Origin of the sequence: Xanthomonas sp. NCPPB 1754 (assembly GCF_041475725.2) — a bacterium.
Taxonomy (GTDB): domain Bacteria; phylum Pseudomonadota; class Gammaproteobacteria; order Xanthomonadales; family Xanthomonadaceae; genus Xanthomonas; species Xanthomonas euvesicatoria.
Genome location: NZ_CM192982.1, coordinates 1,047,867 through 1,067,386, shown reverse-complemented (window position 1 = coordinate 1,067,386; position 19,520 = coordinate 1,047,867). Strand labels below are relative to the sequence as shown.

Sequence of the window (19,520 nt, the reverse complement as noted above, 5' to 3'; positions counted from 1 at the left end):
GACCGCGCTGTCGCCCTGACCGACGCCAGCAGCTGCGTTGTGCGGCTTCACGCCGTGGTGCTGTACCCGGTCGTCCCGGCTCGCTAGGCTTGTGGCATGCCTTCCACTCTCGACTTCATTCCCTTGCGCCTGTGCGTGCTGACGGTGTCCGACAGCCGCACGCTGGCCGACGATCGCTCCGGCGATTACCTGGCCGATGCCCTCACCCACGAAGGCCATGTGCTGCACGAACGTGCACTGTGCCCGGACGACCGTTACCGCATGCGTGCGATCGTGTCGCGCTGGATTGCCGATGCGCAGGTCGACGGCATCCTGATCACCGGCGGCACCGGCTTCACCGGTCGCGACAGCACCCCGGAAGCGATCACCCCGTTGCTGGACAAGGTCATGCCTGGCTTCGGCGAGATGTTCCGCGCGATCAGCGTGGAAGAAATCGGTACCTCCTCGCTGCAGTCGCGCGCCTTTGCCGGGCTGGCCAATCACAGCTTCGTGTTCTGCCTGCCCGGCTCCACCTCGGCCTGCCGCACGGCCTGGGAGAAGATCGTGCGTGCGCAGCTGGATGCGCGCACCAGGCCCTGCAATCTGGCGACATTGCGTCCACGCCTGGGGCAATAGCCTGCGCGCTCTCCACTGTTGCTGGAACGCGCATGTCGCATCTGAAACGCAAGGCCTATAAAAAGTTGCTGGCGCCGATGCAGCTGGAGCTGGTGGACATGGCGCGCTGGTTGCGCCACACCAACCAGCGCGCCCTGGTGCTGGTGGAAGGCCGCGACACCGCCGGCAAGGGCGGCGTGATCCAGACCATCGCCAGCCATCTCAACCCACGCCAGTGTCGCGTGGTGGCGCTGCCCAAGCCCAACGACCGCGAAAGCACGCAGTGGTATTTCCAGCGCTATGTGACGCACCTGCCGGCGGGCGGCGAACTGGTGCTGATGGACCGCAGCTGGTACAACCGCGCCGGCGTCGAGAAGGTGATGGGCTATTGCACCGACGCGCAATACGACCTGTTCCTGGAGCAGGCGCCACGTTTCGAACAGATGCTGGTCGACGACGGCATCCTGCTGTTCAAGTACTGGTTGTGCGTGGACCAGGCCGAGCAGGAAAAGCGCTTTGCCGAACGCCGCGAAGACCCACTCAAGGGCTGGAAGCTCTCGCCGGTGGACCTGCAGTCACGCACCAAGTACGACGACTACACCGCCGCGCGCGAACGCATGCTGGAGGCGACGCATACGCCCGATGCACCGTGGACGCTGGTGGATTTCAACGACCAGAAGCGTGGCCGCCTGAGCCTGATCCGCGATCTGCTGGACCGGCTACCGGACACCGCAGTGCCCGACGAGCTGGTGCAGCTGCCGCCATTGCCCGGCAAGCTGCACAAGGAACGCTATGGCGTGCTGGAGCCGATCGACGATTACGCCGCCCAGTCCTGAGAGATTTCGTCGCTGGCCGCGGTGGCACGCGGTAGCGGGTGCAGGCCGGCCTGACGTTCGGCCTGCTCGGCCTGCAGCACCAGCTGGCTCAGGCGCTGACTGAACAATTGCATGAAACCGCGATGCAGCGGGCGCATCGCTTCCATGTAGTCCACATCGTCGGCCTGCGCGCCGAGCGGGCTACAGGACGACAGCAGCACTTCGTCCAGACGCAGCGCGCTGTCGGGCAGGCGCACCAGCGCGGCGCGGCGCAGCCAGTCGCGCATGCCTTCGCGGTATTCGGCGGCCAGGATGTAGGCCACTTCGACCTGGTCCAGGTCCACATCCGGGTTCCATGCCAGCACCTGGATCACCTGCGAACGCTCGTCCAGCATGCGACCTTCGGCGACCAGCGCATGCAATTGCTGCAGCAGGCGCCATTGCACGCCGGCGGCCTCGCGCTGGGCGGTCGGCATGGCCTCGATGGCCAGTGCCAGGCGCCGTGCAAACAATGCCGGCACCTCGGACAGCACGATCGGGCCGGCATCGGCGCCCAGCAGGAAACGTTCGGTACGCAGCGCGGCGGTGTCGGGAAGGTAGCCGTCCTGCAGCGGGCGCATCACGCCGTGGTCGAGCAGCGACAACACCACATCCAGCCAGTAACGGCGCTCCTGCTGCAGCGTGCGGTTGGCGGCAGCGTTATGCCAGGCCTGACGCACATCGTCCAGACGCAGGATGCAGGACTGCGCATCCAGTCCGTCCCACGGCGCACGGGTGGCGTCGTTCGGGTCGAAGGTTTCCGCGCTGAGCATGCCGCCGCCGAAGCGATGCCAGGCTGCGCCACGCTGGGCGCCGGCCGGGTCCGGCCGGGCCGCGGCCATCGGAGCTGCCGTGGCCGGGCGCAGGAGTGCGGCGTAGGCATCGGCCCACGAATCGGGCAAGCGCGCCGACAGCGGGAAGCTTGCCGAGGGCTGACCCAACCCCTGGCGTGCCAGACGCAGGCTCCAAACCACTGCGCCGATCACGATGCCGCCAAAGATCCAGGCCAGCAGCCAGCTGGTTGCCGCCTGTCCGGTTGCTAGCACGCGGGTTTGCGGGTGCAGGAACAACAACCAGCCGCTGCCCAGCAGGACACCGAGATACAACCACGGCGCCAGCTGCGCCATCTGGCGGTGGCGGCGATGCGCGGGCAGGTCGTGCCCGTCGTTGCGGTCTTGAGATGGAGCGGCCATTACATTCCCCGTGCACGCCTGATCGCGTTGACAAGGTTATCGGCGAGGCAACCCAACTCTGTTGCCCCGCTTCAGTGGCGCACGCTCACCCAGTTACAAAGTCTTCAGTCGGCGGAACCGCGCAGGCAGTGCGCGTGACCGCCGCGACCGTGGCGGCCGGCGGGCCCTGCCATAGCCATGCTTCCAAGGCGTCCAGCGCCGCCGCGCTACCGGCGGCGACCACTTCCACGCTGCCGTCGGCCTGGTTGCGGGCATGCCCGACCAGGCCGAGTGCGACTGCGCGCTGGCGGGTGGACGCGCGGTACCACACGCCCTGCACCACCCCGCTCACCACGAAACGCGCCGCCTGCATCAACCCGCCTTGCCGGTGATGCCGACGGCGGCCTCGATATCGCGTGCGGTCACCGGGCCAAGGAATTGCTTGGCGACCTTGCCGTCCGGGCCGATCAGGTAGGTCATCGGCAGGCCGCGCGGGGTGGCGAAGTCCTGTGGCGGCTGGTACGGGTCGAGGATGGCGATCGGGTACGACACCGGGTGGTCCTTCAAGAACGCCTGCATGTCGGCGCTGGTGATGTCTTCGTAGGCCAGACCCACCACCTCGACGGTGTCGCGCATGGTGTGCAGCGCCGATAGTTCGGGCATTTCCTTCAGGCACGGCGCACACCAGGTGGCCCAGAAATTCACCACCACCCATTTGCCGCGGTGCGCGGCCAGGTCGTAGGTCTCGCCGGTCACGGTCGGCAGCGAGAGCCTGGGCATCTGGGCGGTCTGCTGCACCACCGAGCTGTTGGGCGGTGCAGCCGGGTCGGCCGGGGTGGCTGGCGTGGCTGGCGCCTGGGGCGTGGCGGCAGGCGCAGCGCCGTTGCCGGCAGCGGGAGTGGCCTCGCTGGCCGGCTTGCAGGCGGTCAGCAACAGCAGTGGCAACAGCAGCGCACAGGCGCTGCGGACAAGACGCACGTTCATGGAGGATCTCCGGGAAGGTGGGTGTAGAGGTCGCCGACCGGCTGCGCCAGCACGCTGCGCAAGGGTTGGCGCAGCTGTTCCAGCGCGGCGGCGGCGGCCTGGCCGTAGGCATCGTCGCGGCACGGCAACGGGCGGTCTTCGATCGGCACGCGCAGCTGGCAGTTTTCGTAGAGTTCGGCCAGCGGCACCACGTCAAGATCGCGCGCCAGCAGCCACTGCCCCCGCTCGTCGCGACGCAGCAGGCGGATGCGTTTGAGCTCGCACAGCAGTTCCTGCATCAGCGTGTCGGTGAGCATCGGCTCCAGCGCCAGGATGCGGTCTTCGTCCAGGCCATCGCCGTGGACGCGCGCCTGGCGGAACCGGCCGAGCAGACGCAGCAGGCCGTAAATCTCAAAGCCCGGCGGCAGCCGCATGGCCTCGGGCTGGTAGCGGAAGGCGGACATCGAGGAGGCCAGCGAGGCGCCCAGCAACACCGACACCCAGCTCAGGTAGATCCACAACAGCAGGATCGGCAGTGCCGACAGCGCGCCGTAGATGCGTTGGTAGGTCTGGAAATTACCCAGGTAAAAGCCAAACCCCCATTTGACGATTTCCATCAGGATCACCGCCAGCAGCGCGCCCGGCAGCGCATGCCGCAGCCGCACCACGTGCTGCGGCACCACCCGGTAGATCAGCACGATGCACACGAACTCCACCGCCATCGGCGCCAGCCGCCAGGCGAATTCGGCCAGCCACTGGCCCTCGGTGGTGCGGAACAGCGGCAGCGCGAACACGTAGGCCGCCATCGCCATGGAGGCGGCTGCCAGCATCGTGCCCAGCGTCAGCACCGTCCAGTAGATCAGGAAGCGCGTCACCTTGGGACGGGCGGCGGCAACCCGCCAGATGCTGTTGAAGGTTTGTTCGATGCTGTGCAGGGTGATCAGCAACGAGGCCACCAGCGCGACCATGCCGGCCACGGTGAACTTGCCCAGGTCTTCCAGCGAGCGATTGAGATAGTTCTGTACCGAGCGCGCCGCGCCTGGCACGAAATTGTTGAAGATGAAGTCGGTCAGCGCGTCCTTCCACTCGTTGAAGGCCGGAAACGCCGACAGCACGCCGAATACCACGATCGCCAATGGCACCAGCGCGAACACGGTGGTGTAGGCCAGCGAGGCGGCGACCTGGAACAGCCGGTCGTCCAGGAAGCGGCGCCACAGAAAGCGCCCGAAACTCACCGTCCGCGCGCGGTCGCGCAGACGTTCTTTCCATTGGTGGAGTTTGTTCACGCGCGACATCGCGCAAGGGTACCCGATGCGCCGTCATCGCGGCCTTGCCGCAGCTGCGGCGTGCAGCAACAGGCTGGCTTGGCCGATACTGCGGCAACTCACACAGGCGGCAACGACACGATGGCGGAGATTCTGGTGCTGTATTACAGCCGGGGCGGTTCGGTGGCGCGGCTGGCGCGGCAGATCGCACGCGGCATCGGCGAAGTGCCCGGCATGAGCGCGCGGCTGCGCACCGTCCCACCGGTGGCTGCGGTCACCCAGACCAGCGCCCCGCCGGTCCCGGACGAGGGCGCGCCCTATGTAGACCGCGCCGATCTGGCCGACTGCAGCGGCCTGCTGCTGGGCAGCCCCACCCGCTTCGGCAACATGGCCGCACCGATGAAGCATTTCCTCGACAGCCTGGGCGCCGAATGGGCCAGTGGCACCCTGGCCGGCAAACCGGCTGGCGTGTTCACCTCTACCGCGTCGATGCATGGCGGACAGGAATCCACCTTGCTGTCGATGCACCTGCCGCTGCTGCATCACGGTTGCCTGATCGTGGGGATTCCGTTTACCGAAGCTGCGCTCAGCCATACCACCAGTGGCGGCACGCCCTATGGCGCCAGCCATGTCTCCGGCGCTGGCGGCGACCCGCAACCGAGCGAGGACGAAGCGCTGCTGGCGCGTGCGCTGGGCCGCCGGGTGGCCGATGTCGCACGGCGGCTGGCAACCCCGTGAGCGTGCGCGCCACGCACTGGCTGCTGAGCGCTGCGCTGCTGGCGCTGGCGGCGTTGTTTGCGGTGTGGTTCCACGACGACCCGCGCCCACTGGCCGCGCTCATCGTGTTCGTGCTGCCGGCCGCGCTGACCGGTGTACTGGCAGTGCGCAGCGCGCGTGCGCGCTTCTGGGCCGGTGTGTTTGCGCTGGGCTGGTTCAGCCACGGCGTCATGGCCGCCTGGAGCCAGCCGCAGGCACGTGGAATGGCGTGGATGGAACTACTGCTCGCCCTGGCCGTGGTGGGCCTGGTAGGTGGTCCCGGCATGGCGGCGCGCTTGGGCAGGAAGCGCCCGCCACGTTGATCGGCGAGCCGATCAAACCGTAGGCGCAGCTGCGCGATGCAGCTGCGCATGCAGCTAGCCGAGGTGGTCAGCCGCGACTACCCCAAGGCAACCACGACACCAACTTCGATCATCGTCAGGCGAACGCGGCCGGCGATCAGGTGGCATGCACAGCCTGCACTCTGGCCCGAGCGCGCCGTCCACGCCACCTGACGAGGACGTGCGGCGTTTCGGCGGCCGCTGTCAGTTTCCGACCAGCGTGGCCACGCTCTGCGGGTCGACATACAGCGAGGTCTTGCCGTTGACCACGCTGTAGTTGCCGCCGAACCCGACATTGAGCGTGCTCGAGGTGCTGTATTTGGCGAACTGCGTGGCAGTGCCGGAGGGCAGCGTCAGGTCCAGCCGCTGATGGCCGCTGCCGGTGTTGACCGCCACCACCACCAACTTGTTGTCCGGCGTGCGGTAGGCGGTCACCGAGACATCGCTGTACGGGTGTTCAGTGGCGCCCACGCGCACCGACCCTGGCCGCACGAAGCGTGCGAACTGCGACATTGCATAGCCGCGTTTGCTCACTGCGCCGTTTTCGCTGATGAGCCCGTAGCTACGCCGGATGTACCACCAGATGTAAGCGTTGAAATTGGCCGCCATGCTGGCGTGCAGTTCGCTGGCCACTCCCAGTGCCGACGGCCATGCGTTGCCATCGGTGTTGTCGGTGTAATGCTCAGTCATCCACACCTGCTTGCCCTTGCTACGCGCCAAGGCATAGTCGCGCGGCTTTGCGCCATACAGATGGCCGGCCACGATGGAGGTGGCCTGACTGGCAGTGGCGTTGTTGAGGACCGGGTCGGTGATGGAGAAGTTGAACCCCACCGATTCGCCGACGATGACCTTGAGGCTGCCGAACCTGCTGCCTTGGCTCACGAGATAGTTGACGAAGTCGCTGCTGCTCCAGTCGGCCGATTCGTAATCCGGGTGCCAATCCGGCTCGTTTTGCAGGGAAATCGCATACAGCGGCGCGCCCTTGCCCGACATGTAATTGGCGAAATCCAGCAGGTGCTGGGTGTAGGCGCCGTAATAGTTCGTCAGCAGCTTGCCGCCATTGGTCAGGCTGTTGTTGGACTTCATGTAAGCCGGCGGGGTCCAGGGGGTTGCGAACACCAGCCCGCCCAGCGCATGCACGCGCGTTGCCGTCGGCACCTGGGTGGCCCAGCCGGAGCTGGAGGGGTCGATGCGCATGCGCAGGATCGACAACCCGATCTGCCCGGTGCCGCTGCCATAAGCCAGATCCACCTGCGCCGGTGTCAGGTCGTTGATCCAGCCGGCGCCATTCATGCCGCCGAACCCGCGCACCGTCTGGTAGGTCTGCGTGGGCGTGATCGTCACCGTCTGCGCAGCGGCATGACCCGCCAGCAGCACAGCCATCGCGCAGGTAAGTGCGCGTAACATCGACAAGGACTTGTTCATGAGGCTCTCCGGGAAGGGAATGCCGACGGCATGCGTACCGACGGCTCGCCGACTATCGACCGCACAAATGTCAAGTCAATTTACGTAATGTCTCTTTATTGAGTTCGTGACGTAGCACACGCACCCGGCGCAGCGGAGCGGTGCGTGGATCACACTGCGTTTTGCGCTGCGGCATGTGGAGGCTGGGCACGGGCAACGCTGAAGCAACGCGTTCAGTCGCAACTCCAGTTGCACGCTGACTTGGCGCAAGCACGCCAGGGGCAGGGCTACGCCCAGCCTGCACGACACCCGCTGCCCTCGAACATGCAGGCACCCTTGGGCATGTCGGCGTGCGCCTGCGCCAGGCCATCTCAATCGGATGCAGCGCCGCCACATAGTCGGCAGCCAGGCGCCGGTCTCGCCCCCGCTGGTCTATCGCGATGGCACCGTACTGCCAGCCCCCTGGCCGGGCGGTATCATGGCGGCCCGCGCGCGGCCTGCGCCGCGTTAGCCCTACAGGATCCGCAGCAATGGAAGACCTCCTGATCGTCACCACCGGTGGCACGATCGACAAGATCTACTTCGACGACAAATCGGACTACCAGATCGGCGACCCGCAGATCGGACAGATTCTGAAAGAACTGGGCGTGACGTTTCGTTTTTCGGTGATTCCGATCATCCGCAAGGATTCGCTGCACATCACCGATGCCGACCGCGAACTGATCCGCGCCACCATCGCCGCCCAGCCCACCCGCCACGTGTTGATCACCCACGGCACCGATTCGATGGTGGAAACCGGCAAGGTGCTGCAGACGATCGCCGACAAGACCATCGTGATGACCGGCGCCTTGAATCCGGCGCGCTTTCGCGGCTCGGATGCCGAATTCAATATCGGTTGCGCGGTGGGCGCAGTGCAATCGCTGCCGTCGGGTGTTTATATCGCCATGAACGGCCGCATCTGGAATCCGCAAAAAGTGCGCAAGAACGTGGCCGCCAACCGCTTCGAATCGGTCTGAGTGCATGAGCAAGGCCACCCGCGCCACCAAGGCACTGGACGCGGCCGGCGTGGGTTATGTGCTGCATCCTTACGACTATCAGGCCGATGCCGATGCGAAGGGATTGCAGGCCGCACATGCGTTGGGCCTGCCGCCGCATGCCGTGTTGAAGACACTGATGGCATGGGTCGACGACAAGGCGGTGTGCGTGGTGATTCCATGCGACCGCCGGGTGTCGTTGAAAAAACTGGCCAGCGCCTACGGTGGCAAGTCGGCACGCATGATGGACGTGGCCGATGCCGAACGGCGAACCGGCTACAAGGTCGGCGGTATCAGCCCGCTCGGCCAGCAACGGCAGGCGCCGGTGCTGGTCGAAATCACCGCGCTGGACGCACCGGCGCTGTGGATCAACGCCGGCCAGCGGGGACTGCTGCTGGAATTGCCCGGTACCCAGCTGGTGCATGCACTCGCCGCACGCGCTTGCGCGCTGTGCGAGTGAACGCGTAGACGCAATGCGCGCATGCCGCTTGGCATGCGCGTGACGCGTTTGGGACTTAACTCACGCGATGCCTCTCGACGGACCGCTTGCGTATTTCGATCTTCCGCCAGTGTCTTCGCACTTCACCCATGCACCACTGCCGCACCACAACACCATGTCGCGTGTTTCGGCACGGCAACGACGCCGCGCCGGCACCACTCAGTACGCTGCGGTGACACTGACGCCGGAAAAGCCCAGCGTTGCCTTCAAGCGCACGTAATAGACGCCCGCGGACGGCGCGGCCAGCGTGCAGCTGTCGCCATTGCCCGGCAACATGCTGCGGCAGCTGTACGCCGCGTCGGTCGGTAACGCACCGGCCCGTACCGAAAGGTCGGCATTGCCGCTGCCACCGGCAAGCGCGACCTTGAGCGAACGTGTGCCGGCCGGCACATTGACCTGGTAATACAGCGAGTCGGAAAGCGCTGCGCTCAGCCCGGTGCGTGCCACATTCCTGGCCAAGGTGGTCGACTCGATCACCGCCGCCACCGCGCCATCGGCATTCACCAGCCCTGCCCCGCAGCCCTGCGTGCAGGCGACCGGCATGGGCCGCGCGCTGGACTTGAGCAGGGCTTTCACCGTTGCCGGCGGCAGCGGATTCAGGGCCACCGACTGCATCAACGCCACCACGCCAGCCACATGCGGCGCCGCCATCGAGGTGCCGCTGTACACCGCATATGCCGCATTGCCCGGTGCCGTGGTGCCGGTATTGAGCGTGGACACGATCGATTGCCCGGGCGCGGCGATATCCACGCCCTTGCCGAAGTTGGAGAAGCCGGCCTTGGCGCCGGCCGAGGTGGTGGCCGCCACGGCGATGACGTTGGCGCAATTGGCCGGCACGCTGGTGGAGACGTCCAGATTGCTGTTGCCGGCGGCCACGACCACCGCGCTGCCGCGCGTGACGGCTGCGGCGATGGCGTTGTTCAACGTCGCCGAACAGGTGCCCGCGCCACCCAACGACAGATTGATCACCGTGGCCGGATTCGGGTTGGCCGGCACGCCGGCGACCTTGCCGCCGGACGCCCACACGATCGCATCGGCGATATCGGACATGTAGCCGCCGCAGCGGCCCAGCACCCGCAACGGCAGGATCCTGGCGTTGAACGCGGTACCGACCACGCCCACCGCGTTATTGCCCACCGCCGCCACGATGCCGGCCACATGCGTGCCATGCCAACTGGAATTGGACGCCGACGCTCCGGGCCCGCATTCGTTGGCCGCGGCCCAGTCGCCCTGGTCGGCCGCGTTCGCATCGCGCGCCGTGCCATCGCGCGCCGTGGCCGGATCAACGATGAAGTCGTAGCCGGGCAGCACATTGGCTGCCAGGTCCGGATGATTGGTGATGCCGGTGTCGATCACCGCCACCACGATGCCCTTGCCGGTGGAACGGTCCCAGGCCGGACGGATGTTGAGGCTGGCGGCGGTCGCGCCCATCGCCCACTGCTGCGGCACGCCGGGGTCGTTGGGAACCAGCAGTGGCCGCATCAGGATGTCCACTTCCACGCGTTTGACCGCCGGGTCGGCGGCCAGGCGCCGCATCAGGCTTTCCGAATCCACGCGGTCCAGCTTGCGGTCGGCCACCAGCAACATCGGCCCGCCACTGAGCCGGCGCGTGGCCGACAGGCCCAGCGCCTTCCCGCGCGCTTGCGGCACGGCACGCGCGATGTCGCCCCATGGCGCAGACAACCCGGTCGCCCGGCCGCTGCCGACGCTGTTCTTGTAGCTGACGATGAAGCGCTGATGGGTGCTGCTGGAATTCAATCCTTGCAGACTGACCTCGCCAGCGGCGGCATGAAACGTGCATGACAACGCACAGACGAATGCAACGCGGCGCAGTGCGCCCACTGAGTGATACGGCATGACTCCATCCCTCCCCAAGGATCTTGCAACCCGGTTGGCAACGCACTGAAGCCACTGCGCTGCGCCGTGCCCGTTGCGCGTGCATGCAGATGTTGCATGCCTCACGTGGGCTGGCTATCGGCGTGCTACCGGGCGCACTGAAGGCAGCCATGCCGTGCTGGCACGCGCTTCATTCAGCCAGCGCTGGCGGCCCTGGCCGGCGGTGCGGCCATTGCCGCTTCCCGAACGCACACTGCCCCGCGTAGAGCGGGGCAGTGCAGGTTTCAAAGCACCGACACCGGCGTCGGAAAAGACCCGACGCATTGCCGGCATCGCGCCGGCATCGCGGTCGTCGGCGCAGGTTTACGGGGTCTGGCTGACCGCGCCGGCCGCGTTGACGATGCCCGCGCCGCAGCCGCCCGAGCAGGCGCCCGGCAGCGGACGTGCAGTGTTCTTCAGCAGCGTTTCCACCGCCGCAGGCGTCAGCGGACGGCTGGCGACCGACTGCACCAGCGCCACCACGCCGGCCACGTGCGGGGCCGCCATCGAGGTGCCGTTGTAGCTGGCGTAGCTAGCCGAACCCGGCGTGGTGGTGCCGCTGTTCAAGGTCGACAGGATCGCCGAACCCGGCGCGGAGATATCGATGCCGGTGCCGTAGTTGGAGAAGCTCGAACGCGCGCCGGCCGAGGTGATCGATGCCACCGAAATCACGTTGGCGCAGCTGGCCGGGGTGAAGTTGGCCACGTTGGCATTACTGTTGCCGGCCGCCACCACCACGGTGGTGCCGCGCGACACCGCGCTGTTGATGGCGTTCTGGTAACTGCTCGAGCAGCTGCCGCTGCCGCCCAGCGACATGTTGATCACTTCGGCCGGGTTGGCATTGGCCGGCACGCCGGACACGGTGCCACCCGAGGCCCACACGATCGCATCGACGATATCGGAGGTCGCGCCGCCGCAGGCGCCCAGCGCACGAATCGGCACGATGCGCGCGTTGAACGCGGTACCGGCCACGCCGGTGCTGTTGTTGGTGACCGCCGCGATGGTACCGGCCACATGGGTGCCGTGCCAGCTGGAATTGGCGGCCGACGTACCGCTGCCGCACTGGCCGGCCGTGGTCCAGTCACCCTGGTCGGCCGGATTGCTGTCACGCCCGTTGTTGTCGCGTGCACGCGTGGCATCGCTGATGAAGTCGTAACCCGGCAGCACGTTGGCGTTGAGGTCCGGATGGCTGGTGATGCCGGTGTCGATCACGGCCACCACCACGCCGGTGCCGGTGGCGGTATCCCAGGCCGGGCGCACGTTGATGCTGGAGGAAGAGGTACCGAAGCCCCACTGCTCGGACAGGCGCGTGTCGTTGGGAGTCAGCACCGGGTACATGATCTGGTCCACTTCCACGTAGTCCACGCTGGGGTCGGCGGCGATGCGGCGCATCAGGGTTTCGGCGTCGGCGCGGTCCAGGCCACGATCGGTCTTGAGCACTTCCGAACCCAGCGCCGTGCGGCGCACGTGGTTCAGGCCCAGCGCACGGCCGGCGCGTGCCGGCATCGCACCGGCAACCGAATTGAGCGATGCGCGCATCGAGGTCGGGCTGACCGCCGCACTGGAACCGTCTTTGTATTTGACGATGAAGCGGTCCAGGGTGGGCTGCGAGTCCAACCCGGACAGATTGACCTGACCGGCAAACGCCGGCACGGCCAGCAGCGAGGTCAGCGCGGAAACACCCAGGACTACCAGCGCGCGCGTGGGCGCACGACGTTGCGACACATTGGACATCGATCGTTCCTTATTGGAGAGGTACCGCAGCTGCGGCGAGAGGGCCGGCCCGTTGCCGCACGCTGCGGTTCGGAGCCGGAAACTGCACGGGCGCCAGGCCCGTCGGGGCGACTGGCCGGTGTCCATTCCGGCCAAGCGGCAACACGTCGCCTGCGCCTGCCGAAACGGCAGACCTGGGCGAGGTATCGCAGATGGGGTTGAAGCGAGGAAGGCGCGTTCCCTGGCGGTCATGCCAGGGAACGCGTGCAGCGATCCAGCGTCAGTAGCTGGCGGTCAGGGTCACGCCGGAGAACGTGCTGTAAGCCTTGATCCGCACGTAATAGGTTCCCGACGGCGAAGTGATGTTGCAGGTTTCGGCATTGCCATCGAGATACGGACGGCAGGCATAGACGGTGTCGGTGGGCGCGCTACCGGCCCGCACGTACAGGTCTGCATCGCCGCTGCCGCCGCTGGTGGTCACCGTCAGCGTGCCGCTGCCGGCCGGCACCGTGATGGTGTAGTTCAACTCCGCGCCCGTGGCTGCACCCAGGCCGGTCACCGGCGTGCCGTTGGTCAAGGTGTTGCCGGTTCCGCCACCACCACCGCCACTGCTGCCGGCGATGGCCGCCGTCACTGCCGCATCGGCATCGACGATGCCCGCACCGCAACCGCCCGAACAGGCGCCCGGCAAGGCGCGTGCGGTGTTCTTCAGCAGTGTTTCCACTGCGGCAGGCGTCAACGTGGTGGGCGCCACCGACTGCACCAGGGCAACAACGCCGGCCACATGCGGCGCCGCCATCGAGGTGCCGTTGTACGAAGCGTAGCTGGCGTTGCCCGGCGTGGTGGTACCGCTGTTGAGCGTGGACAGGATCCCCGACCCTGGCGCGGAGACGTCGATCCCGCTGCCGTAGTTGGAATAGCTGGCCTTGGCACCGGCCGAGGTCGTGGCCGCCACTGCGATCACGTTGGCGCAGTTGGCCGGCAACGAACCGGACACGTTGGCGGCACTGTTGCCGGCTGCCACCACCACCGTGGTACCGCGCGAGACGGCGCCGTTGATTGCGCTCTGCATCGTGGACGAACAGGTGCCACCGCCGCCCAGCGACATGTTGATGACTTCGGCCGCGTTGGGATTGGCCGGCACACCGCTCACGGTGCCGCCGGAGGCCCAAATGATGGCATCGGCGATGTCCGACAGCGAACCGCCGCAACGGCCCAGCACGCGGACCGGCACCACCTTGGCGTTGAACGCGGTACCGGCCACGCCGGTGGTGTTGTTGGTCACCGCCGCCACCGTGCCGGCGACATGGGTGCCGTGCCAGCTGGAATTGGACGTGGCGCACCCGCTGGTCGAGTTCCAGTCGCCTTCGTCGGCAGGATTGTTGTCGCGCCCATTGCCGTCGCGCGCGGCGGTGGCATCGCTGATGAAGTCATAGCCGGGCAGGATGTTGGCGTCCAGGTCGGGGTGGCTGACGATGCCGGTGTCGATCACCGCAACCACGACGTTGGCACCGGTGGCCTTGTCCCAGGCCGGGCGGATGTTGAGCCCGGCGTTGGTGGTGCCGAAGGCCCATTGCTCGGACAGGCGGCTGTCGTTAGGGGTCAGCGTGGGGTACAGCATCTGGTCCACTTCCACGCTTTGCACGTTGGGGTCGGCGGCCAGCTGGCGCATCAGGGTTTCGGCTTCGGCGCGATCCAGCGCGCGGTCGGCCTGAATCAGCTCCGGTCCCACGGCCAGACGACGCACGCTGTTCAGGCCCAGCGGCTTGCCGGCCTTGGCCGGCAACGCACGTGCAGCGGTGCGCAACGAGGTGGTCAACACACTGGGGCTGCTCAGGGCGCTACTGCCGTCCTTGTAGGTCACGATGAACTTCTGGTGGGTCTGCGCGGTGGCCAGGCCACCCAGGTAGACATCGCCGGCAAATGCCGGCGTTGCCAGCGACAGCGAGGTGAGTGCCGAAGCACCCAGGATGCAGAGCGCACGGTGGCGCGGACGAAACGACGCGCTAGACATCGAATTCCCTTCCAGTCAAGAGAACCGCCGAAGCGGTAGTTCCGAAACCGTCGCGATGGCGACTGGCCCAGTGCCCCGGACCGCCCCTGTTATCGATCCGTTCAGCGAACCTATCCCAAAGAAACCGAACTGGACAATACGGAGTTGGTAATTTTCGAAATCAAAATGTCATTGCGTGACTTCAATCACACTTGACTCATGCTGAATTCGACCGGCTCCCAGGCGAAAAAGGGTCTTTTTGCTGTTGCGCAAACAAAAAGGCCCCCGTGCTGACACACGGAGGCCCTTGTTTGACGAATATGTCTGCTTACGACAAACGCACCAACCACCCGTGGCGGTCCGGCACGCGGCCGTACTGGATATCGGTCAGTTCCTGGCGCAGCGACATGGTCACCTCGCCCGCCGGCGCGGACAGATCGCCCACCGCGAACCCCTCGCCCTTCAGCTCGCCGATGGGGGTCACCACCGCCGCGGTACCGCAGGCAAACACCTCGGTGATCTCGCCCGAGGCCACGCCCTGCTTCCATTCGTCGATGGCGACCTTGCGCTCGATCACCTGCATGCCACGGTCGCGGGCCAGTTGCAGGATGCTGTCGCGGGTGATGCCTTCCAGGATGCTGCCGGACAGTTCCGGGGTCACCAACGTGCCGTCCTTGTAGACCAGGAACACGTTCATGCCACCGAGTTCTTCGACGTACTTGCCTTCCACCGGGTCCAGGAACAACACCTGCGAGCAGCCCTGGGCATAGGCCTTCTGCTGCGGCAACAGCGAGGCGGCGTAGTTGCCGCCGCACTTGGCCGCACCGGTGCCGCCCTTGGCCGCACGTGCGTACTCGGTGGACAACCAGATCGATACCGGTGCCACGCCCTTGGCGAAATACGGGCCGGCCGGGCTGGCGATCACGTAGTACGACGCCTTGTGCGCCGCACGCACGCCCAGGAAGGCCTCATCGGCAATCATGAACGGGCGGAAATACAGGCTGGTCTCCGGCGCCGACGGCACCCAATTGCCGTCCACGGCGACCAGCTGACGCAGCGATTCGACGAACAGGTCCACCGGCAATTCCGGCAGCGCCAGACGGCGCGCCGACCGCTGCAGGCGCTCGCCGTTGGCCTGCGGACGGAAGGTCCAGATCGAGCCGTCGGCGTGCCGGTAGGCCTTGATGCCTTCGAAGATCTCCTGGCCGTAATGCAGCACCGACGCTGCCGGATCCAGCTGCAGCGGGCCGTACGCGCGCACTTGCGCGTCGTGCCAGCCCTGCTCGTTGTTCCAGGAGATGGCGACCATGTGGTCGGTGAAATGCAGCCCGAAACCGGGTGCGGCCAGGATCACGGACAATTCGTCGGCGCTGCGCGGCGACGGAGAACGGGTGGAAGCGAAGGACACGGACACCGGGAGATTCCTGTATGGCGGGCGAAAGGACGCAGCGCCACATCGTGGACATGGCGCGTGACGATCAGAGCATGCCGGTCTCGAGACGGGCCGCTTCGGACATCATATGCCGGCCCCACGGCGGGTCGAACACCAGCTCGACGTCGGCCTCGGCGATGGTCGGGATCATCTCGACCTTGCTGCGCACATCGTCGACCAGGATTTCGCCCATCCCGCAACCGGGCGCGGTCAGGGTCATCTTGACGTCGACCCGGCGCTGGTCGTCTTCCTCGCGATGGCTGACCACCGCCTCGTAGACCAGGCCCAGATCGACGATATTAAAGGGAATTTCCGGGTCGAAACAGGTGCGCAGCTGCTGCCACACCAGCGCTTCCACCTCTTCGTCGCTGGCATTGGCGGGCAGTTCCAGCCCCGGCGGCGGCTCCTTGCCGATCGCATCGCCGTCCTTGCCGGCAATGCGGAACAGATTGCCTTCGACAAAGACGGTATAGCTGCCACCCAGCGCCTGGGTGATATAGCCGTAACTGCCTGCGGGCAGGGTCACCGAATCGCCCTGCGGCACCATGACGGCATCGCAATCGCGTTCGAACTGGACGGGTTCGCTGCTACGGGAATACATGGGCTGGATATGGGGCCGCGCAGGTCGCGCGCAAGTCGGCCATTCTAGCCGACCACGACGCCACCGCCGCCGGCCACCGCGCCAGCCGGGAACGACGCTGCATTCCATCAGCCGCACTGTCGTGGCGTGGCGTGCGTCGCAAAGGCCGGCGCGCGCTCTATCATGTGCGCACTGTCAGGAGCTCCAATGCCGCCCACCACCGCGTCCGCCAGAACGGCCCACTGGCTCTGGCCCCCGCTCCTGTTGCTGGGATGCGTCACCGCCCTCATCGCCTGGCTGCTCATCGCCCTGGCCCTGGGCAACCAGGCCGGCTGGATGGCCGTGGTCGCAGCACTGGAGATCGTCTGGATGCTGCGCCTGGGCACCCTGCATGCAGGCCGCCTGCGCATCGGCGTGGCCATGGTGGCGACGGCGCTGATCATCGCGGGCGCCAACTGGGGCATCGCCTCGGCGCAACTGGGCGGACCGCTGGGCCTGGACCCGTGGACCTCGGCACAGAAGATGGGCACCGGCCTGGCCTGGACGCTGCTGCAACTGGCCAACAACGGCTTCGACTTGCTGTGCTACGCCGCCGCACTGTTGGTGGCGTGGTGGGCGGCGCGTTGAGCCAGGCGCGATTGTTTCAGTAGCCAACATCGCACGTCGTTGAAGCTGATGCGTCAGCTGCACAGATTCGAGCGCCGGTGCTCGTCAAGCGCCATCGCTCCCATCAGAGATACATCGGAAAGCGCTGCGCGTTTGCCGCAGGATCCGTGCCCGCCCACCATCGCGAGCCACGCTGCAAGTACGTCCTTGTAAGCTCCTTGGCGGCATCCATGCCGCCGGGGGTTCCGCGACGGTGGGCGGGCAAGGACCAGTCACGTTGGTCGGGTGCGTAGCGTTCAAAAGAGCAGCAAGCAAAACTGCCCCGGTGCCTTTGTTCTTGAACAAGGCAATCAGCAAACTGTCTGGCGCGGTGCCCTTGCCGATTGCGGGACCGTTGGCGGCATCGATGCCGCCATCGAGCCTCCAGGCACGGATTGACGGCGTGTCCCGCGAGCGGTGAGGGCGCCGCGCCTTCGACTAACCCTGGCGTTGATCCGCGCGTGTAAGCGTCCCCTGTAACGCAACAGGACACGACCGACCGTGCGTTGCCTCAAGCATCCGAGCGCGCCTGACGACACACCAGCACTCAATGCCCGCCGCCATCCAGCGCTTTCAATTCGCTCACCAGCGCACCAGCGGCTTCTGCTCCATCGCCGTACAACATGCGCGTGTTGTCGGCGTAGAACAGCGCATTCTCGATGCCTGCAAAGCCCGTCCCCTTGCCGCGCTTGATCACCACCGTGTTGCGCGAATTGACCACGTCCAGAATCGGCATGCCGTAGATCGGGCTGGCCGGATCGGTTTTGGCAACCGGATTGACCACGTCGTTGGCACCGATCACCAGCGACACGTCGGTGCTGGCAAATTCCGGATTGATGTCGTCCATGTCGGCGATCAGATCGTAGGGCACACCGGCCTCGGCCAGCAGCACGTTCATGTGCCCGGGCATGCGCCCGGCGACCGGATGGATCGCAAACTTCACCTTGACCCCGCGCGCCATCAAGCGCTGCGCCAGCTCCCAGATCTTGTACTGTGCCTGCGCCACTGCCATGCCATAGCCGGGCACGATCACCACCCGCTCGGCAAAGGCCATCATCGCCGCCACATCGCCGGCCTCGATCGGCTTCTGCACACCGCTGATTTCCTGCGCCTGCCCGCCACCGCCGAAGTTGGAAAACAGCACGCCGCCGATCGGCCGATTCATCGCCTTGGCCATCAACCGCGTCAGCAAGATGCCGGCGGCGCCGACCATCATGCCGGCGATGATCAATGCCTCATTGCCGAGCACATAGCCCTCGAACGCCACCGCCAGCCCGGTAAACGCGTTGTAGAGCGAAATCACCACCGGCATGTCGGCACCGCCGATCGGTAGCGTCATCAGCACGCCCAAGGCCAACGCCACCACGAAGAACGCAATGATCGCCAACGGCTGCAGACTGCTCGCCGCCCAGACGGCCAGGGCCAGCACCGCCACGGCCACCACCAGATTGAACACCTGTTGACCGGGGAAGGTCACCCGCCGGTCCAGCCGGCCGTCGAGCTTGGCCCACGCGATGACCGACCCCGACAGCGACACCGCCCCGATCGCCGAACCGATCACCGCCAGCACCACCGTGGTGGTGTCCGGCTGCCGCGCCGCCAGCTGCGCAATCGCCTGCGCGCTCCAGTGCGCCGTGTCGCGATTGGCGAAGAACGAAAACCGCAGCAGCTCCACTGCACCGATCGCCGCCGCCGAGCCGCCGCCCATGCCGTTGTACAGCGCCACCATCTGCGGCATGTCGGTGATTGCGACCTTCCTGGCCGACCACCACGCCACGCCGGTGCCGATCGCCAATGCCGCCAGGATCAGCGGCACGTTGTGCAGCTCGGGCAGGAAGAACGTGGCCACGGTGGCGATCAACATGCCCAGCCCGGCCCAGCGGATGCCGCTGCGCGCGCTCAATGGAGACGCCATGCGCTGCAGGCCGAGCAGGAACAAGGTCGCTGCCACCAGATAGCTCGACTTCACCAGCCACGACAGCAATTCGGCAATAGACACGTTCATGGCGCATCCCCGCCCGGCGGCTTCTTGCTGGACTTGAACATCTCCAGCATTCGCTCGGTCACCACATAACCGCCCGCTGCGTTGCCCGCGCCCAGCGCCACTGCGACAAATCCCAGCGCTTTTTCCAGTGTGGTGTCGGCATGCCCCAGCACCACCATCGCCCCGATCAACACGATGCCGTGGATGAAGTTGGAACCGGACATCAGCGGCGTATGCAGGATCACCGGCACCCGCGAGATGATCACATGGCCGGCGATGGCCGCCAGCATGAAGATGTACAGCGCTACGAATCCGTCGCTCATCGTCTCTGGCTCCACTGGCCGGTGCGGCCCGCCGATCATACCCACGCCACGCCCGTGCGGGCGCCTGTCAACCGAATCCGCGCTCGCTCGTTG

19 protein-coding genes are annotated in these 19,520 nt (G+C 66.5%); 7 read left to right on the top strand and 12 right to left on the bottom strand.

What is annotated here, in order from left to right; all coding sequences use genetic code 11:
- Positions 1–96 precede the first annotated feature (96 nt).
- Together moaB and ppk2 are read left to right on the top strand one after the other, a co-directional pair.
- Positions 97–615, top strand: coding sequence for a molybdenum cofactor biosynthesis protein B (gene moaB / locus ACCQ15_RS04700; RefSeq protein ID WP_011346528.1), 519 nt, complete (start codon positions 97–99; stop codon positions 613–615).
- 32 nt (positions 616–647) lie between these two features.
- Positions 648–1,430, top strand: coding sequence for a polyphosphate kinase 2 (gene ppk2, locus ACCQ15_RS04695; protein ID WP_008578152.1), 783 nt, complete (start codon positions 648–650; stop codon positions 1,428–1,430).
- Here ppk2 and ACCQ15_RS04690 read toward each other — a convergent pair.
- The 4 genes from ACCQ15_RS04690 to ACCQ15_RS04675 form a co-directional block, all read right to left on the bottom strand.
- A complete protein-coding gene (locus ACCQ15_RS04690; RefSeq protein WP_008578151.1) occupies positions 1,412–2,641 on the bottom strand; it encodes a hypothetical protein in 1,230 nt (409 codons plus the stop codon). The two genes, ppk2 and ACCQ15_RS04690, sit on opposite strands and share 19 nt — an antisense overlap.
- Positions 2,642–2,726: 85 nt before the next feature.
- On the bottom strand, positions 2,727–2,993 hold the full coding sequence (locus ACCQ15_RS04685) for an acylphosphatase (protein ID WP_008578150.1): 267 nt from the start codon (positions 2,991–2,993) through the stop codon (positions 2,727–2,729).
- On the bottom strand, positions 2,993–3,604 hold the full coding sequence (locus ACCQ15_RS04680) for a TlpA family protein disulfide reductase (RefSeq protein ID WP_372381265.1): 612 nt from the start codon (positions 3,602–3,604) through the stop codon (positions 2,993–2,995). The genes ACCQ15_RS04685 and ACCQ15_RS04680 overlap by 1 nt, the downstream gene beginning before the upstream one ends.
- A complete protein-coding gene (locus ACCQ15_RS04675) occupies positions 3,601–4,878 on the bottom strand; it encodes a YihY family inner membrane protein (protein ID WP_372381264.1) in 1,278 nt (425 codons plus the stop codon). The genes ACCQ15_RS04680 and ACCQ15_RS04675 overlap by 4 nt, the downstream gene beginning before the upstream one ends.
- Positions 4,879–4,989: 111 nt before the next feature.
- Here ACCQ15_RS04675 and wrbA point away from each other — a divergent pair, with 111 nt between their 5' ends.
- Together wrbA and ACCQ15_RS04665 are read left to right on the top strand one after the other, a co-directional pair.
- Positions 4,990–5,586 (top strand): NAD(P)H:quinone oxidoreductase, encoded by a 597-nt coding sequence (gene wrbA, locus ACCQ15_RS04670; protein ID WP_033837399.1) that lies wholly within the window; start codon positions 4,990–4,992, stop codon positions 5,584–5,586.
- Complete coding sequence (locus ACCQ15_RS04665; protein ID WP_008578146.1) at positions 5,583–5,927, top strand: DUF2069 domain-containing protein; 345 nt, start codon at positions 5,583–5,585, stop codon at positions 5,925–5,927. Before wrbA ends, ACCQ15_RS04665 begins: the two co-directional genes overlap by 4 nt.
- A 222-nt stretch (positions 5,928–6,149) precedes the next feature.
- Here ACCQ15_RS04665 and ACCQ15_RS04660 read toward each other — a convergent pair whose 3' ends face one another.
- On the bottom strand, positions 6,150–7,370 hold the full coding sequence (locus ACCQ15_RS04660) for a glycoside hydrolase family 30 beta sandwich domain-containing protein (protein ID WP_011346524.1): 1,221 nt from the start codon (positions 7,368–7,370) through the stop codon (positions 6,150–6,152).
- 509 nt (positions 7,371–7,879) lie between these two features.
- On the opposite strand from ACCQ15_RS04660, the gene ACCQ15_RS04655 reads away from it, so the two are divergent.
- Both ACCQ15_RS04655 and ybaK read left to right on the top strand, forming a co-directional pair.
- Positions 7,880–8,365: an asparaginase domain-containing protein gene (locus ACCQ15_RS04655; protein ID WP_008578144.1), complete on the top strand. Its 486-nt coding sequence runs from the start codon at positions 7,880–7,882 to the stop codon at positions 8,363–8,365.
- Between the two features lie 4 nt (positions 8,366–8,369).
- Positions 8,370–8,843 (top strand): Cys-tRNA(Pro) deacylase, encoded by a 474-nt coding sequence (gene ybaK / locus ACCQ15_RS04650; protein ID WP_008578143.1) that lies wholly within the window; start codon positions 8,370–8,372, stop codon positions 8,841–8,843.
- A 198-nt stretch (positions 8,844–9,041) separates the two neighbouring features.
- Here the strand turns inward: ybaK and ACCQ15_RS04645 are convergent, their stop codons facing one another.
- The 5 genes from ACCQ15_RS04645 to sufT form a co-directional block, all read right to left on the bottom strand.
- On the bottom strand, positions 9,042–10,739 hold the full coding sequence (locus tag ACCQ15_RS04645; RefSeq protein ID WP_184420331.1) for a S8 family peptidase: 1,698 nt from the start codon (positions 10,737–10,739) through the stop codon (positions 9,042–9,044).
- Between the two features lie 342 nt (positions 10,740–11,081).
- Positions 11,082–12,491, bottom strand: coding sequence for a S8 family peptidase (locus ACCQ15_RS04640; RefSeq protein WP_008578141.1), 1,410 nt, complete (start codon positions 12,489–12,491; stop codon positions 11,082–11,084).
- A 259-nt stretch (positions 12,492–12,750) separates the two neighbouring features.
- On the bottom strand, positions 12,751–14,484 hold the full coding sequence (locus ACCQ15_RS04635) for a S8 family peptidase (protein WP_372381263.1): 1,734 nt from the start codon (positions 14,482–14,484) through the stop codon (positions 12,751–12,753).
- 307 nt (positions 14,485–14,791) lie between these two features.
- Complete coding sequence (locus ACCQ15_RS04630) at positions 14,792–15,877, bottom strand: branched-chain amino acid aminotransferase (RefSeq protein ID WP_184420332.1); 1,086 nt, start codon at positions 15,875–15,877, stop codon at positions 14,792–14,794.
- Between the two features lie 64 nt (positions 15,878–15,941).
- Positions 15,942–16,496: a putative Fe-S cluster assembly protein SufT gene (gene sufT / locus ACCQ15_RS04625; RefSeq protein ID WP_003488784.1), complete on the bottom strand. Its 555-nt coding sequence runs from the start codon at positions 16,494–16,496 to the stop codon at positions 15,942–15,944.
- Between the two features lie 186 nt (positions 16,497–16,682).
- On the opposite strand from sufT, the gene ACCQ15_RS04620 reads away from it, so the two are divergent.
- Entirely contained in the window at positions 16,683–17,102 is a 420-nt protein-coding gene (locus tag ACCQ15_RS04620; protein ID WP_014089469.1) for a hypothetical protein, read from the top strand.
- Between the two features lie 565 nt (positions 17,103–17,667).
- Here ACCQ15_RS04620 and ACCQ15_RS04615 read toward each other — a convergent pair.
- Together ACCQ15_RS04615 and ACCQ15_RS04610 are read right to left on the bottom strand one after the other, a co-directional pair.
- Positions 17,668–19,125: an NAD(P)(+) transhydrogenase (Re/Si-specific) subunit beta gene (locus tag ACCQ15_RS04615; protein WP_372381262.1), complete on the bottom strand. Its 1,458-nt coding sequence runs from the start codon at positions 19,123–19,125 to the stop codon at positions 17,668–17,670.
- Complete coding sequence (locus ACCQ15_RS04610; RefSeq protein ID WP_008578134.1) at positions 19,122–19,427, bottom strand: NAD(P) transhydrogenase subunit alpha part 2; 306 nt, start codon at positions 19,425–19,427, stop codon at positions 19,122–19,124. Before ACCQ15_RS04610 ends, ACCQ15_RS04615 begins: the two co-directional genes overlap by 4 nt.
- Positions 19,428–19,520 lie beyond the last annotated feature (93 nt).

What these genes read in the sequence shown, in the direction of transcription:
- moaB (WP_011346528.1), top strand. Translation starts at nt 97, where the DNA reads ATGCCTTCCACTCTCGACTTCATTCCCTTGCGCCTGTGCGTGCTGACG.
- ppk2 (WP_008578152.1), top strand. Translation starts at nt 648, where the DNA reads ATGTCGCATCTGAAACGCAAGGCCTATAAAAAGTTGCTGGCGCCGATG.
- ACCQ15_RS04690 (WP_008578151.1), bottom strand. Translation starts at nt 2,641, where the DNA reads ATGGCCGCTCCATCTCAAGACCGCAACGACGGGCACGACCTGCCCGCG.
- ACCQ15_RS04685 (WP_008578150.1), bottom strand. Translation starts at nt 2,993, where the DNA reads ATGCAGGCGGCGCGTTTCGTGGTGAGCGGGGTGGTGCAGGGCGTGTGG.
- ACCQ15_RS04680 (WP_372381265.1), bottom strand. Translation starts at nt 3,604, where the DNA reads ATGAACGTGCGTCTTGTCCGCAGCGCCTGTGCGCTGCTGTTGCCACTG.
- ACCQ15_RS04675 (WP_372381264.1), bottom strand. Translation starts at nt 4,878, where the DNA reads ATGTCGCGCGTGAACAAACTCCACCAATGGAAAGAACGTCTGCGCGAC.
- wrbA (WP_033837399.1), top strand. Translation starts at nt 4,990, where the DNA reads ATGGCGGAGATTCTGGTGCTGTATTACAGCCGGGGCGGTTCGGTGGCG.
- ACCQ15_RS04660 (WP_011346524.1), bottom strand. Translation starts at nt 7,370, where the DNA reads ATGAACAAGTCCTTGTCGATGTTACGCGCACTTACCTGCGCGATGGCT.
- ACCQ15_RS04655 (WP_008578144.1), top strand. Translation starts at nt 7,880, where the DNA reads ATGGAAGACCTCCTGATCGTCACCACCGGTGGCACGATCGACAAGATC.
- ybaK (WP_008578143.1), top strand. Translation starts at nt 8,370, where the DNA reads ATGAGCAAGGCCACCCGCGCCACCAAGGCACTGGACGCGGCCGGCGTG.
- ACCQ15_RS04645 (WP_184420331.1), bottom strand. Translation starts at nt 10,739, where the DNA reads ATGCCGTATCACTCAGTGGGCGCACTGCGCCGCGTTGCATTCGTCTGT.
- ACCQ15_RS04640 (WP_008578141.1), bottom strand. Translation starts at nt 12,491, where the DNA reads ATGTCCAATGTGTCGCAACGTCGTGCGCCCACGCGCGCGCTGGTAGTC.
- ACCQ15_RS04635 (WP_372381263.1), bottom strand. Translation starts at nt 14,484, where the DNA reads ATGTCTAGCGCGTCGTTTCGTCCGCGCCACCGTGCGCTCTGCATCCTG.
- sufT (WP_003488784.1), bottom strand. Translation starts at nt 16,496, where the DNA reads ATGTATTCCCGTAGCAGCGAACCCGTCCAGTTCGAACGCGATTGCGAT.
- ACCQ15_RS04620 (WP_014089469.1), top strand. Translation starts at nt 16,683, where the DNA reads ATGCCGCCCACCACCGCGTCCGCCAGAACGGCCCACTGGCTCTGGCCC.
- ACCQ15_RS04615 (WP_372381262.1), bottom strand. Translation starts at nt 19,125, where the DNA reads ATGAACGTGTCTATTGCCGAATTGCTGTCGTGGCTGGTGAAGTCGAGC.
- ACCQ15_RS04610 (WP_008578134.1), bottom strand. Translation starts at nt 19,427, where the DNA reads ATGAGCGACGGATTCGTAGCGCTGTACATCTTCATGCTGGCGGCCATC.